The organism is Rheinheimera maricola, assembly GCF_016918075.2.
Classification (GTDB): Bacteria; Pseudomonadota; Gammaproteobacteria; order Enterobacterales; family Alteromonadaceae; genus Alishewanella; species Alishewanella maricola_A.
The window spans coordinates 174,452-189,223 of record NZ_JAERPS020000006.1; the positions used below are offsets into that span (position 1 = coordinate 174,452).

16 protein-coding genes are annotated in these 14,772 nt (G+C 47.5%); 4 read left to right on the top strand and 12 right to left on the bottom strand.

The window, feature by feature from the left end; genetic code table 11:
- Positions 1–17: 17 nt before the first annotated feature.
- The 10 genes from I4W93_RS16300 to I4W93_RS16345 form a co-directional block, all read right to left on the bottom strand.
- Positions 18–458: a 3-hydroxyacyl-ACP dehydratase FabZ family protein gene (locus tag I4W93_RS16300; protein WP_205311854.1), complete on the bottom strand. Its 441-nt coding sequence runs from the start codon at positions 456–458 to the stop codon at positions 18–20.
- 1 nt (position 459) lies between these two features.
- Positions 460–876, bottom strand: a complete 417-nt coding sequence (locus I4W93_RS16305; protein ID WP_205311855.1) for a hypothetical protein — start codon at positions 874–876, stop codon at positions 460–462.
- A 15-nt stretch (positions 877–891) separates the two neighbouring features.
- Positions 892–1,674 (bottom strand): outer membrane lipoprotein-sorting protein, encoded by a 783-nt coding sequence (locus tag I4W93_RS16310; protein ID WP_205311856.1) that lies wholly within the window; start codon positions 1,672–1,674, stop codon positions 892–894.
- 10 nt (positions 1,675–1,684) lie between these two features.
- Complete coding sequence (locus I4W93_RS16315; protein WP_205311857.1) at positions 1,685–2,908, bottom strand: ABC transporter permease; 1,224 nt, start codon at positions 2,906–2,908, stop codon at positions 1,685–1,687.
- A 117-nt stretch (positions 2,909–3,025) separates the two neighbouring features.
- Complete coding sequence (locus I4W93_RS16320) at positions 3,026–3,628, bottom strand: hypothetical protein (RefSeq protein ID WP_205311858.1); 603 nt, start codon at positions 3,626–3,628, stop codon at positions 3,026–3,028.
- A gap of 16 nt (positions 3,629–3,644) precedes the next feature.
- The gene (locus I4W93_RS16325) at positions 3,645–4,304 is read right to left on the bottom strand and encodes an ABC transporter ATP-binding protein (protein ID WP_205311859.1); all 660 of its coding nucleotides are present in this window, start codon (positions 4,302–4,304) and stop codon (positions 3,645–3,647) included.
- A 7-nt stretch (positions 4,305–4,311) separates the two neighbouring features.
- Positions 4,312–4,842, bottom strand: coding sequence for a hypothetical protein (locus I4W93_RS16330; protein WP_205311860.1), 531 nt, complete (start codon positions 4,840–4,842; stop codon positions 4,312–4,314).
- Entirely contained in the window at positions 4,839–5,678 is an 840-nt protein-coding gene (locus I4W93_RS16335; RefSeq protein ID WP_205311861.1) for a hypothetical protein, read from the bottom strand. Before I4W93_RS16335 ends, I4W93_RS16330 begins: the two co-directional genes overlap by 4 nt.
- A 1-nt stretch (position 5,679) precedes the next feature.
- Complete coding sequence (locus I4W93_RS16340) at positions 5,680–6,714, bottom strand: hypothetical protein (RefSeq protein ID WP_205311862.1); 1,035 nt, start codon at positions 6,712–6,714, stop codon at positions 5,680–5,682.
- Between the two features lie 43 nt (positions 6,715–6,757).
- Positions 6,758–7,897, bottom strand: a complete 1,140-nt coding sequence (locus tag I4W93_RS16345) for a type III PLP-dependent enzyme domain-containing protein (RefSeq protein ID WP_205311863.1) — start codon at positions 7,895–7,897, stop codon at positions 6,758–6,760.
- A 208-nt stretch (positions 7,898–8,105) separates the two neighbouring features.
- Here I4W93_RS16345 and I4W93_RS16350 point away from each other — a divergent pair, with 208 nt between their 5' ends.
- The 3 genes from I4W93_RS16350 to I4W93_RS16360 all read left to right on the top strand — a co-directional run bounded on the left by I4W93_RS16350 (position 8,106) and on the right by I4W93_RS16360 (position 11,231).
- Positions 8,106–8,291 (top strand): hypothetical protein, encoded by a 186-nt coding sequence (locus I4W93_RS16350; protein WP_224673507.1) that lies wholly within the window; start codon positions 8,106–8,108, stop codon positions 8,289–8,291.
- Positions 8,291–10,318 carry an asparagine synthase (glutamine-hydrolyzing) gene (gene asnB / locus I4W93_RS16355; protein ID WP_205311864.1) on the top strand — a complete coding sequence of 676 codons (2,028 nt, stop codon included), beginning with the start codon at positions 8,291–8,293 and terminating at the stop codon, positions 10,316–10,318. The genes I4W93_RS16350 and asnB overlap by 1 nt, the downstream gene beginning before the upstream one ends.
- A gap of 109 nt (positions 10,319–10,427) precedes the next feature.
- Complete coding sequence (locus I4W93_RS16360) at positions 10,428–11,231, top strand: 4'-phosphopantetheinyl transferase family protein (RefSeq protein ID WP_205311865.1); 804 nt, start codon at positions 10,428–10,430, stop codon at positions 11,229–11,231.
- A gap of 55 nt (positions 11,232–11,286) precedes the next feature.
- Here the strand turns inward: I4W93_RS16360 and I4W93_RS16365 are convergent, their stop codons facing one another.
- Positions 11,287–11,874 carry an acyl-homoserine-lactone synthase gene (locus I4W93_RS16365; protein ID WP_205311866.1) on the bottom strand — a complete coding sequence of 196 codons (588 nt, stop codon included), beginning with the start codon at positions 11,872–11,874 and terminating at the stop codon, positions 11,287–11,289.
- Between the two features lie 800 nt (positions 11,875–12,674).
- Between I4W93_RS16365 and I4W93_RS16370 the strand changes: the two genes are divergently transcribed.
- Positions 12,675–13,631 (top strand): hypothetical protein, encoded by a 957-nt coding sequence (locus I4W93_RS16370; protein WP_205311867.1) that lies wholly within the window; start codon positions 12,675–12,677, stop codon positions 13,629–13,631.
- A gap of 34 nt (positions 13,632–13,665) precedes the next feature.
- On the opposite strand, the gene I4W93_RS16375 is transcribed toward I4W93_RS16370, so the two are convergent.
- Positions 13,666–14,397 carry a helix-turn-helix transcriptional regulator gene (locus tag I4W93_RS16375; RefSeq protein ID WP_205311868.1) on the bottom strand — a complete coding sequence of 244 codons (732 nt, stop codon included), beginning with the start codon at positions 14,395–14,397 and terminating at the stop codon, positions 13,666–13,668.
- Positions 14,398–14,772 lie beyond the last annotated feature (375 nt).

Sequence of the window (14,772 nt, forward strand, 5' to 3'; positions counted from 1 at the left end):
CCGTTAGTTAAGGTCAGTTACTTGTTTTGATAGAGCGTTAAGCTCGCTTTGGCGACGTTTTCGTCACCGCATTTCGACACACAGGAAAAACGACAAAATCTTGAAGTCGCAGTCCCGTGGTCGGATAAATCATTCAGTGGTTTAGACTCAATGATCACAACATCCCCTGGCCTGACCGGCTTTATAAACTTGGCCCGGTCAATCGAGGCGATAAATCCTTCGGCTTTTTCACCGAGTTGGTTGTTCAGCCAGGCACGGCATGACTGGGCCATGCTCTCTACCAGGATGACGCCCGGCACTACCGGATCCCCCGGGAAATGGCCGACGAAAAAATCTTCATCGCCCATATAAAGCCGCACTGATTTAATGAGGTTTTCCTCTTCACAAAAGCTGACTTCGTCAACGAATCTGAAAGGAGCCGTTTGTCGCAAAAATGAGTCAAGATCTATACCCTGCATATCAGCCTCGAATAAAAATACTAATCGTTCCCTGAACCATCAGTTCTTTACCGGCAAACACTCCAAACTCGAAGCTATATACCGGCCTTCTTTCTTCTATCAGCCGTGATTCCAGCCTGATAGGAAAGTGCACCTGGCAGAGAGATTTCCGTTCCACGTTCTGAAACGATGCAATAACGCCACGCTGCCCCTGTTTTTTGTCCCTTAAAATTAACCCCGACGACTGTGCTGCATACTCGAGCATCACATAGGTATCCACTTGCGCCGCATCGGCGAATTTGTACGGATTGTCACTGCCGTACAATTCGGTCACGACTTGGGTTTCATCGAGATACAGCACCTTATCGACAAACCGGAATGGCGCGGTCTGGGCCAGACCTTCGATATAACTTGCTGATAATTCATTACTCAGTTTCACAGGGAGCTCTCTTCGTTAATTTTTCCGCAATCCCGACTTGCTGAACGTCGTCTCCGGGTAACTGGAGATCTGGTAATCACTCATCCTGATCCACACCGCCGAGTTCTTCCGCAAGCTGTCGTAGATAGCAATTTTCTCTAACTTTGCTTTGCCCTGATGGTCGATAAAACTCTTGTACTGGATGGTTTTCAGTAACCGTCCCGACACGGTGAAATGCCTGGTTTCAATGGGCCGGTCGTGTTCCAGATCGTATTTAAGCTCGATTTTGGCAAACGTCGCCTTGGTATTGTTGCTGACCAGACTGACATCCAGCTGCTTGCCGTCAGCCGTTTGCTGGCTGGTAGCAACCGTATAACCATTCAGATAAGAGGTATTCAGTACATCTGCGATGGACGCGGAGCCAAACACCCGTTGCAGCGGCGCGATACGCACCACATTGGAACTGCCAGGTAAATACAGCCATAAATCTTTGTCGCGAATTAAGGTGCGGCGACCTTGTTCAGTTTTTGGATACAACACTTCTATCAGTGCATATCCCTGCTCACTAATCTTCACGTCAAGCTGATGTTTTCCGACAATTTTTTCGTCCTCTAACGTAATCACTTCGGAATCGAAGGAAAAATCAGTGCCTTTAAATCCGCGCAGGTATTCCATATTCTCCAGCACGGCCAGCACGGTACTGCCAGGCGCTGCAACATGGGCAAGGTCGGTCGGCAGTGAAGCAGCGGCTGCCTGCAACTGTGTACTGAGTGCCAGCAAATTTATTACGGTTGCGATCTGTTTGATGGGTAGTTTCATTCTTTAACTCCTAGCGTTGCATAGCTTCGTTGATAGGCAACCTGCCTGCCCGCCAGGCTGGGAAAAACCCCCCGACCAGGGTGGCAACCAGCGTCAGGAGTGCCGGTACCATCAGCACCTGCAAATCCAGCAAAATACGCAGTGGGTAGGCAAAGGTGGACCCTGGTGGTGTTGGCATGGCGATATTGGCGTAGTTGATAACCTGGGCCAGTAATGCGCCGCTGCTAATACCGACCAGCACCGCAAATACACCGACAATCAGTCCTTCAATCAGCACCATCAACAGCACTTCAGTGCGTGAGGATCCAAGCGCTCGTATCGTCGACAATTCCGACACCCGCTCCATCACGCCCATGGTCATGGTGTTGAAGATGGCGGCGAAGATGATGATGATGACCAGCGCAGTGACGAAGCTGAAAATGTTGTTAAACATCGCGACAATCTGATGATATTGGTCCGACATTTCCGACCATGATTTGATGCTCAGGCCAGCTCCGTTATTGGCAATCACTGCCCGGATCAGGCGGTCGCTTTCGTCCGTCAGTTTTGATTCGTCGAGCAGCACCACCAGATTAGTGACTGCGTCTGAATACTGTACTTCCTGCATCAATGACAGATTCATTTTGATGAAGCGTTTATTGAGTTCCTTGGCGCCGGTATCCATCACCCCTGTCACTTCCATGTCAACGGCATTGATAGCTCCGCCATCGGTCGTGGTTAAGAAGGTCAGAATGTCGCCGACTTTTGCCCCTAGTTCTGCCAGTAATTCGCGGCCAACTAATGCGCCTGCCGGCTTGTGGGAAAAGAGTCCGGACCCTTCGACAATGGATACCGCTTCGCTGATTTGCGCATCGGCATCAGCGTCGACACCGTAGGCCAGAATGCCAACCGATTTATCGCCAAATGAAATCAAGCCCTGGGCTTCCACACGATGGCTAACCAGCTTGACTTCATCCAGCGCCGCCAGCTTGTCCGCGACCAGTACCGCCTGCTCTTTGGCGATCAGGCTTTTGGTATAGGCTTCCTCACCGACAACTGCCGCATGCACCTGATAATGTCCTAACTGCGAATAGATGCTTCCCAGCCGGAGCCCTTCATACATTTGTGCAACATAACCACCAAACAGCACCAGGCTGATGGTGCCGATCAGGATGGCCATACAGGCAATCAAATTTTTACGCCAATCGCGCAAGACATTCAGCACGATAAGTTTGCCAAGAAATAACAGATACATAACTAACCTTCACTTTGAAGTTGATAATGCTTATAGCAACAACGCTTTGGTTGAAGACGCTGGGTTCGAAGCCTTGCTGTTCGCGGGAATGGCAGCGGCCAACCGGCGAGCACACTGCTACACATCCGTTGCCAATCGCGAGCTGACCTCTGCCAGCATCTGTTTAACGCTCTGCTGCAGGCCTGGATTGAACTTGGTGAATTCGCTGCTTTGCAGCACAAACTCCAGGTCAGAACGGGCAATCGCCGCTTTATTCATAAATTCCGGCACTCTGGCTGACACAATGCCGCGGTTTAGCCGGGCGGTGACATTATCCGGGTACTTGCTGACCGCTTTGTCGAGGTAGCGAAAGCCCCTAGCACTGAACGATCCGGCCTGCTGCGCGTTGTTGGTATAAAACAGCGCTTTACGGGCGTATAAAGATCCGAGGCTCGACATCAGCTCCGCTTCCTGCAACAACGCTTTATCCAGCGTCAGCTGATCCGCTAACGTCAGTAATTGTTCCAGCTGGGAAATCTGCGTATTCAGTTGTGCTTCCGTCAGGGCCGAATCAGCCATCAGCTGGTTGGTGGCAGCGACCTGGACCACGGCGGCTTTAAGGTACGACTTCTGATCCAGCTCGCCTTCAATTAAAGGATCAGCATGGCTGGCGGTGCTGACCGGTTGTTCACAGCCGGCCAGGCTGAGGACAACTAACGCGATTCCGAATTTCCTAAACATGTTTATTTCCTTTAAGTTATTGAATTAATTGGCCATCGTGCATATCGAGAGTCCGAACGGCGCTACTGGAAAAATTTCTATCGTGGGTTGCAATCACCACAGTGACCCCTTTGTCCTGATTCAGTTTTTGCAGCAGCTGATACACAACAGCGGTATTTTCGCTGTCGAGGTTTGCGGTGGGTTCGTCGGCAATAATCAGCTCCGGCTTTTTAGCAAAAGCCCTGGCTATCGACACGCGTTGCATTTGTCCACCGGACATCTGCTTCGGTTTTCGCTCGGCAAATTCCTCCATACCCACGTCAGCCAGTGCGGCAAGTGCTTTTGCTTTGGCCTGCCGATCTTTCAGTAAATAAAGTGGGTACATTACATTTTCGAGCGCGGTTAACGCCGGATGTAAATTAAACTGCTGGAAAATGATCCCGATGTGCTGCCGGCGAATGTTTGCCAGTTCACTATCACTGAGCTTTGAAATATGCTGATCATTTAACAAAATCTCGCCGGAACTTGGGGTGTTAATCAGCCCCAGCATGCCGAGCAAAGTACTTTTGCCACTGCCGCTTTTACCGGTCAGGCAAACCAGTTCGCCACGGTTAATCTGCAGACTGACGTTGTTGACTGCGACGGACTGCACCTGGCCGTTCCGATATTCTTTGCTGACTTGATTGAGTTTTAACATGTGGATATCACTCTTCGGGTTGCTGCGAACTGACGCAGGTAAAGTTGGCCGGCAATGTGTCAATCACATCCTGCATCTGCTGCAGCGCAGCACTATCGAGACGATACCCGCGAGGGCTGACAAAACGAATGGCAAAACTGTTATCACCAGCCGACCAGGAATACAGCTTGAAATTGGCGTCAATGCACAGGTGATCGAGGCCACGTGCGGTTAACTCGGCACTTTCAACCTCAAGATCGTGAAAGATAGCAACCCTGGCATCGAGCAAGATGCCCGGTAACGGGATGGTGGACGGCATTTTGATCCGCACCAGAATGCGAGGCGCTAGTTCATGCGTCAGCACGGTGCTGACAAAACGATCCAGAAACCGGTAGTACTCATAAAACGACACCACAATAGGTAACCGTTCATCAAACTGCAGTTGCATAGCAATGTGCAGCTCGTCTTCTGCCAGTAAGGCATTGCCCAGTAATGCTGGCAGGACTTCAGGCTTACGTCGCTGAATGTCTAAACTTCCAATAAATCCTTGAGTATTCATAGCACTTGGCACTCTTCAATATGGATGTGGGATTGCGCATTGAGGCTGGCATTCAAAAAGCAGAAATAACCTTCCGATGCGATTGACGACAATTGGTAGTGTTTGGACTCACCTTGCTGACGCTGCGGGTCTCTGGCGATGGAGAGCCATGGATCTGAACCGCACACATGGCCATATTCATCATATAAATCAGGCAAGTAGGAAAACTCAGCTAAAGTTCTTTTCAGCCCTTTACGCATCTTTCCTTCAAAAAAGCACAACGCAATGGTGCGCTCGGGGTGACGTAAAGCGGCCTTCTGAATTTCTCCGGCATATTCGTACAGCATCACGGTTGGATTGCATTTACCAATACGAATCGCTTCAACATCGGTTAACAGAGTTACAGGTTGATCCGGCAACTCCAGATGCACTTGGGTGATGCGGTGACTGGTTTTACCCCAGGACACATTGTCTTCCCAAAAGCGCATTTGCAGTGGATTAGCATCCACAATGGTGAGCAGGATATGTTTGACATCTGGTTTGTGCAGCAGGTGCTGGCGAACCAGAAAGCCCCAGGTTGCACACTGCATCGCATTGGAATAGGTGCAGCTGATACCGGTGCCGGTGGCGACAACCTGACTTAATTCGGCAGGCTCAAACCAAGCGCCTGAACAGACAATGTCGAGGGTCGAACTGCAGATATAGTGCGAAAACGCAGTCTGCGGGCGGGTTGATGTAACGGCCTCTGTTAACGCGATAAGCTTGCTGCTAAGTGCCGCAACAAAGTCCGCCGGCGGCAATCCATTCAGGAAACCACTTTGGACAATATTGATGCTGTTAATCCGGAGGCTATTCATGTTAGCGTACTTTCGTTTTGCTGTAGATTTCGAACAGGCAACGATAAGAACTGCCTTCCATCCGGGTAAATGCCATCAAATCCCGCTGGATCATGGGTTGTTTGACAGCACCGGAAATCACTAAGTCCAACAGGATCCGATTGGAAACAAACTTAATTGCCAGCGCCACCGGCAAACTTGGTTTACGTTCCACCAGGCTGTGGCAATAACATCTCGCAATTGCTTCCAGTTGCTGCACAGCTAAGAGCTGCTCGACCGACAACTCAATCCGTTCGTTGTTCTGCAGCCATTGCACATGACCCATTAACGCGCGGACAAAACGAGGCCGGACCTTTGACAAAAAGACCGACGTTGACGCCAGCCCGCCACCGGTAAGCAGATTGGTCTTTGCCACCCGGACTTTACCGCTGACATTGCCAAGCTGCAGCGATCCATCCAGAAATGGCATCCCAACGGCAGTTTTGGTTAATTTTTTAAATTCTTCCGGCGGCACCAGCACCGAACTTGGATAGAGCTTTTGCGTTGAAGCCGCTGAAATTGACCCGTAATCCAGGCGATGACCTTCAATGATCCACACTTTGTCAACATCCAGTTCCAGCATGTCTCCATCTTTGGTAAAAATGGTATTCCACTGCTGAATCGAAGGCCCGCCGCCATCAGCCATCAGAAAGCCGCCAAACTGGGCTATCCCCTGCTGATGCCAGGAATCAACTTCGCCAATTTGCGCATCGCTGGCAATAAACGAAAACAACAATTTGCCAAAATTGGTTACTAGTGCATGAAAGTTGTTATTCACTAAACCTTTAGCTGCAAACCCTTCCAGCAGATTCTCAATATTTTGTTCAATCTCATTAAAAGGTGCTTGTTGCTCCGACGGAAGCACCTTGCCTTGTTCAATCGCATGGAAATCATCATGGTCAATAATCATCTGTGTATCGACAGTTGAAATCACACCATTGCGGATAATACGTTTTAAGTAAGGTCCTACCTCGCCATACTGAGATAACCCTTCGTATATACTATTTTCAAGCTTCACGCTAAATTACCACCTTCATTAAAATTAAAGTTTCACAACAATCTCAAATTACATATTCTTTATATTCTTTCAACGCCAAAAACTTTGAGACGGTATACATTGAGTTATAGGCACCACAGTTTTCAAATAAAACCTTGTCACCTATATCAATATTATTTTTACAGCTTTTTGCCTCACCAATCACGTCATCGCGATTACATGAAGACCCTACAAAAATATAGTTTTTTGCTTCACCAGCTTTATCACTAAAAACAAAGGGAGTGTCATACTTACGAATAACATGTTCGGTTTTGGCAAGAAGAAAGTTCTGCGCCATACCGCCATCACAGACAATGATATTTTTTTCATTAATTGATTTTGTACTGACAACTTCAGTCAAAAAGTAACCAGCTGTTCCAAAGATTGCGCGACCTGATTCATGAATGACGGTGGCTTTTTGTTGCAGGCCGGATAAAGCGTCGCGATATGATTTGAAATCAATATTCTTTTCGCGCCAATTTGCCGGAATACCGCCGCCCAGATTAATTACGGCTAGCGGGTAGCCGAGCATTTCGCTGACCAGATCATAAAGTCCCTCCACTGCGGCAACGCAGGCCTGCGACTTTTTCAGAAAATTATTGGACCCGGCAAAGATATGCAGTCCGGAAACTTTGATACCTATATCAATAACTTTGGCAATTGCGGCGCGCAGTGCGGGCAAATCCATACCAAAGTGATCATCAGGATATGCAGCGGCACCTTTAACAACGGCATCAAAATTTAATCGCAACAACACGTCATTATTAAAATCACGCTCTTGCTTTACTTCAGCAATTACATCTAACTGAGCCAGGTGGTCGACAATAAATGTGGCATTGTATCGAGAAGCAACCTCTACCATTTTTTTCGAATACGCGGGTGTGTTTATATACACCTTTTGTTTAGTACCTGAGCGCAGCCGAAGTTCACCTAATGAAGCAACTTCGTAACCATCTTCAAAGTGATATGCAGCCCTGGACAATAACTCAGGACAATGGTTTGATTTTATTGAAACAACGAGTGGTGTACCCAAAGCTTCTTTCAAATCCTTATAATTCAAACCAACCTGCTCAACAGAATAAATGTATGCAGGTGTAACCAATTCATTTCGTGTAGCCCGAAGCAACTCAATGACACTATTTTTCACGTTATCCACTGTACTCATACAATTAATTCTCTAAGTTATATGCTTGACCACTTCCTTACTGAGAACATTCCAGCAAGGTATGCATACACAATAATTTAATTTTTACTGACTGCCTGCTGTCAGATGTGACAGATAACGGCATTAAAAACCCAACAAGTAATTAAGAGAGAAAACATTTTCATCAAGCATTCCGACGCTAAATGGAATAATTTTTCCGTCGAAAACAATGAATATTTCCACACAACAACTAAATAATAATTTCCAGCAGCATTTATTACTGCTGTCAGATGTGACAGCTGTCAGCAGGGTTGGATCTTGTAAGCTAGAGGCTGGTCATAAAACGGCTCACCTGAGTGCTGGAAAAAAACACGCAGCACGTAACGGTAATGTCATGATGGATAAGGGCACTTAATGTGTGGTTTAAGCGTAATTTATAAATTTCAGCAGGCAGCCGTCGATCCGGCAGATTTAGCCACCATGTCAGCAACCATAGCCCACCGCGGGCCTGACGAAGCGGGTTATGCCATAGTGGAGCAAGGTAAAGTGGGACTGGCGCATGTCCGGTTAAGTATTGTCGATTTAGCTCATGGTCAGCAGCCGATGTTTAGCCGGGACGAGCGGATTGGCATCAGCTACAACGGCGAAATTTATGATGCCGAGCTGCACCGGCAACACCTGCGGGCATTAGGTCATCAGTTCCGGACTACTTCAGATACCGAAGTGTTGTTGTGCTTGTACCAGGAATATGGCGTGGATTTTGTTAGTCAGCTCAATGGCGAGTTCGCTTTTGTACTTTGGGATGGTCATCGAAACAAACTACTGGTCGCACGGGATAGAACCGGTGTTAAACCCTTGTATTATCACCACAATTCCCATGAAGTGATCCTGTGCTCGGAAGCAAAAGGGATCCTGGCGTTAGATCGGATCGATCGCGCTTTGAACCCGGCATATTTTTTAAGTACGCCCTTTGCCTTCCAGGTGCAAGGAATTTCTGCATTCAGTCAGATCCTGTCGCTGAAACCTGCCCACCTGCTGTTGATTGATCAACAAGGCATCACCGAACACTGCTATTGGCAACCTAACTACAATACCGATCACGATATCTCATTTGCGACGGCACAGGAGCAGGTAGAGCAGTTGCTTGACCAGGCCGTAGCACGTCGGTTAGTTGCAGACGTCCCCGTGGGTACCTATTTAAGTGGCGGCATCGATTCAACTCTAACCTGCGCGATGATGGCGAGACATCATTCTAGTTTCAAAGCTTTCAACCTCAGTTACGTCAACAGCGAATACGATGAATCGTCACTGGCGGCAAAAATTGCCGCCCATTATGGTGTTGAAATGCATACGCTGCCCTGTACCAAAGACGATTTGGCGGAGCATTTGGAAGACGCAATTTTTCACAGTGAAATGTTGATTGCAAATCCGGGTCATGTCGGCAAAAAACTGTTGTCAAAGTTCGCCCGGCAACATGGCGTGAAAGTGTGCCTGACTGGGGAAGGTTCGGATGAGTTTTTTGCCGGTTACGCATATTTTAAGCAAGAGGCTTTGTGGCGCATGCTCGCTGCAGGCGGTGAGCAGGAAGTTCTTGGCCGGCAATTAACTCAGCAATTTGAAGAAAATGAATACCGCTCGCAGGAGCTGAGCTGGACTAAAAGTAATAACTGGCGCAGCGATCAGCATATTTTCGGCTTTCCAAGTTTTAAACAAACCGTGGTGACACAGCTAAGTAAAATGGTAGCGCCTAACTTATACCATCCGGATTTCATTGACTACTCCCGGCAACCAACGCCGTTTCAGTTGTTAAAGTCCAATTATCCGCTGGCGCAAATGCAGCAATTAGATCCAGTGAATGCATCACGGTTGTTATCTCTGAGTACCTTGTCCGACTACATTATTCCGGTGCTTGGCGATCGAGCTGAGATGGCAAATTCATTGGAATGCCGGACACCATTTCTGGACAACCATCTACTGGATTTTGCCACTCGGTTGCCGCAATCCTATTTATTAAAAATGGATACATTGCGCGAGAAATATTTACTACACGAAGCCTTTAAAAAAGATTTGCCGCCTTTTATGTATCAACAGCACAAACATCCATTTTCGGCTGATGACTGGTATGCATTGTCGCAGCAAAGCAAACGCGGACAAGCACTGTTTCAGCATTATCTGTCGCCACAGCAGATTGCGGCAGCAGGTATTTTTAATCCCAAGTATGTCGCAACGATGCAACAACTTTGGCAAAACCTGCCTCCAGCTTCACCGATGTTGAAAAAGATCCAATCAACGATGGGGGTCATTCTGGGATCACAAATCCTGCACGAGCGGTTTATTGCCAATCGCATCAAGCCGAGACAACCGATCATGCTGATTGACCGCAGCCCACGGCAGCAAGGGCAGCTTCCGGCACAGCAACAGACCGGATATTGCCTGTCATGATCCGGTGTGATACATCACTGTGGCAAAGCGATAGCATTGGCCATAGGCAACATCAATCTCAAACCGGATCACCAGTCGGTCAGTGGCAGGAATCTCCTTGGAGTGCCCAATGAAGCCGCACATTCAGGTTTATTTTTGTGAACATCGGCATTTTTTACAAGATGACTGGCAAGCTGAGGCGTTTGCTTGCCTGAATGCTAGTGAACTGAGCCGTTATCACCGGTTTACCCGACTACAGCCAAAGCGCACGTTTTTACTTGCCCGATTATTACTAAAAACTGCGCTCGCCAGCAGGCTGGGCCGAGCCGCCAGCGACATTCACCTGGCTGCCAGTAAAAACGGTAAACCCTATATTGTGGACGAAACCGAATTACAACTGAACATTTCCCATTCTGGTAAAGCGCTGGCGGTCGCCATTGCCGACTGTACTCTTGGCATCGATGTTGAGGATCAGCTTAAGTTGCAAAAAGTGCTGCCGCTGGCCGGCCAATATATTAATGACCAAGCAGCCGCAGATATTGCTTCCACTGCAAATGCCGCGCTGGCGCTGGATCGACTAACGTTGTACTGGACGACGCTGGAAAGTCTGGTGAAGTTTCAGGACAGTTCAATATTTAAGGCGAGGCGTGAATTTGTGCTACCGCCTGCAGTATGCAAAGACCGCTGCAGTTTTAACTTTGCCGGGCAGCAGTTTTTTTCCCTGGCGGTGGCGAACGATTTTAGGATCACCTTATGTAGCCCTTTGTCAGAGCACAGTTGTGATTTTCAGCAGGTAACCCCTGACACGCTAAACCTATTACACCAAGGGTCGGTGTCCGGGGCGGATAAGGTGTTGCAAAGCGCAAAGAGGGCGTCAATGCAATGGACTGTGACTAAAGCTGCAACAAACGACAGCAGCACAGCGACTGTATGAGAGATTCGGGACCGCTAGGCAGCAAGATCGCCGGCCACAGCGGCCGGCAAGACCATCAATGTTTTACAATACACAGGTTTTCGTTAACTTCAATTTGCAGAGCGACTGAACGTTCAACACCAATTTGTAGTGCTTTACCATCACCCATCCGGCGCATCGTCACGCCCAACTGGCGTAAAATTCGCTCGCAGGCCACGGTAGTGACGGTGACGTAGCTGGTAATGCCATGCTGTTTAGCAAAATCGTAAAACGAGCGGATTAACTCAATGGTGGTGTCAGCGAAGTAACCATCATCGGTATTGCGTTTGTCTTTGTTGACGGCAAAGCGGCTGATTTCCCAGATATTCTCTTCCACCGGTGCTTTTTCGCCTTGTAACAGTTGTGGGAAAATATCCTTGAGCATGTAGTCGCCTTGTGAAGGCAGAGCGCGCCAGCAGCCGAGGACTTGTTGGTCATCAGTGCTATTCACCGCTATGTGGTATGGCTGCAGGTCATCAAACTGATCCCGTTCACGTCCTTGATTTGAAGTAATTTCCCAGCCAAGGCGTTTAATAAACGTATCGTGCCGCAATTGAAACACTTGATCTAAAATTTGTGGGTTGTGGTTTACTGCATTTTCCTGGAAGAAGATTACATTTTTCATTTTGAGCACGCCTTGGTTGAGTTGACGTGTTCAAAACTATTTTCTTACCGGTTACTGTCATAGCTGATACATCTGACGGGGTCAGGTAATATCCTTTACTTTCAGATGGTTAATTCGAATTATGCTGCAGGTGTAACATCTGACAGGTAGCGGAATTTACCGTTGGCTGCTTGTCTAAAAAAAGTACATTCTAAAGGCCTGCAGCGCAGTTACGGTTGGATGGTGGCTATCTGGGGACAGCAAAAACCAGCATCGGCAATTCCACACTTATATCGTATTATCGGACTTAGGCTCATGGCTTCACCCAGACTTTTTAAACCGCTACGAACTCGTATTTACATCGCTCCGATATAGCCTCCCGTTTGCTGCTAAAACGTTATTTGCCCAAAACCAAAGACTTCATCCTTCCTGCTACCATCGTGATCCCTCAAGGTTATTTATTTGCCCATATCACACGCACCACCTGCGGGTAAGCTGATGGTGACAGTAGTTATGCTTGTTCCTGTTGCTGCAAAAGTATCAAGGTGAGTGACGCTATTGGGTACCTGTCACTAGTGACAGGTGTCGGCCTTGCCCCACTCTGCTAAATTGCTAGCCATAGTTAAAGCACAACAGTAGCGTGGGTCAAAACCGGTTGATATTGCAGCTGTCTGCCAATGGCAATGACTCGATGTCGAATAGCATATCTGTGCGGCTCGCAGCTGCAGCCGGATTTGTATCGCCATCAGCCCTGTCCTGACAAACCGTCACCAGCATGGATGGATCCACCAGTAGTTGCCTAGAACAAGCCGGAGTGAAGTTTGAACATTACCAACACCGAACGTGCGGTCAAAGAAGCGATGAATTTCGCGCTGACCGCAGCATTGAAGAAGTCACCCCGATCTGGATTTGGTTGGGTTCTGCTTGACGGACAAGGTCGATATCTTGATTCGAACAGTATGATTATTGGCGCCGACCTACTAAAGCTGTCGATGTCAGTCGAACGATTTTCTACAACTTTCAGGCACTTAGTGCTTACATCTGATCCTGTAACCGCCATGATTGATCAGGAAAGACTCATTCAGGCATTGGCGTCCAGCGAATGCAAGACCATCACTATTGGTTTTTGTTCTGATGTGCAACGTGACACGCCCTGGCAACAATGGCTGTCAACCTGGAAAGGGAGGGTCTATAACTTGCCACATACCCAGCTCACTGAAATGCTCAGTGCCGGGCCGAATAAAGTGCTGTTAAACGGTTTGCCATGGTTGACCAGTATTTCTACTGCCAACCTGCACGGTGCACCATTGAAGCTGATTGAATTTAAAAATGAATTTGGTTTTAGCGCCTACATCAGAGAACTCGCTAACCAATCCAGCGTAATTCTGTACACCGCCAGCCAAAAAGACATTCTGGAGTGTCTCGACAAAAAGAATTTCTCAGAAGCCGACCAGCTGATTTGTGAAGTTGACTCTTTGGCTCGACTGGAATCCATACTGCGGTATTGCGCTATGGAAAAACGCACCAGTGCGGTGATCTTGTGCGATATTGAGTTCCTGCAGCAACTGGTTTGTGCCGGAAAATGTGATGAAATCGTGCATCACTTGGGACTTATATCGGCCGAGCCAGCCGATGTGCAGCTGCAGCAGTGGACTATTCCATTTGATCTATGGTCGATTATTACCAGCGATGCCATCGGCAAATGTCTGCGGCTGGTATTGCGCCGTAACAAAACCGACGCCATCACAGCCCCAGAATACAGGATAAATAATAGCTGAAGCTATGCTGGTCAAAGAACGGTAAAACAACGATTTAATTCGGACGGGCTTTGATCAAACCATGAATAATTGCTTTAGCTACGGCATGTTGCCGATTCACTGCCCCTAACTTTTCCGTCACACTGGATAGGTGAAAATTTGCAGTACGTTCAGTTACACCCATGATCTGTGCTATTTCCCAGGCTGTTTTCCCTTCACAGGCCCAAAACAAGCTTTCTTGCTCTTTTGGCGTCAAAGCTTTCATTGGGTGACTTTCAATATTCAGGCGCAAACAAGCTTCAAAAGCTGAAAGACCAAAGTACTGGGCATAGGGTAAGGCATCTAACAACCTTTTTCGCAAATTCTCTGGCCGGCTGGAAGATAAACTGAAGATGCAAATTTCACCGCTCGGTGCTTTAACCGGTACCGACAGCCCATCGGATAATCCGAACTCTTTGGCTGCGTTCATTAATTCCATCCCTTGCGGGCCGCAGTACTTCTGATTGTCCATCAGTGTACTCCACATAATCGGTGCGGAGTTTTCAAAACAATAACGCACAACCGGATCATGCTTTTTCATGTCTTTTTCAAAATAAACTTTGTACCACTCGGTCGGATAATTCGACAGGACAAATATTTTTGGGGCACTGAGGGACACGGCGCTGACAGTGGCAAACAGGTAGTGTTCCAGATCGCACAATTCGCATAACTGTAAAAACTTTGCATCTAAATCGATCACATTTTCAGCCTTTTCAATCGAACCGACCAAACACTGCAGTATTTCCATGTCCATAACTCATTAACACCCATCAGTTGAGAGCTGTCATATTTTATTCAAAAATCAAACAAAATAAATTATTTGCGGAAAATAATAAACCACAAAAAAACATTACGCACAAGCTTATAATGTTTTATTTACATTGGGGTATTTGTACTGAATGTTATGGCTAAACGCTTTGTAGCAATGGAAATGCCACAGAGCGTGATTACCAGCGCAGAAGATTGGTTTTATTGTGTGTGAAAATGAAGGGGCTTGTTTTAAGAGTAGACGTATGTAGGCTGCTATCGACGACTTGGTATTTGACTTTACATTTTACAGTGGTTTAAATCCCCAATTCATAAACAAAATTCACCCAAAAGCTGAATAGCTTGGATTTTCAAT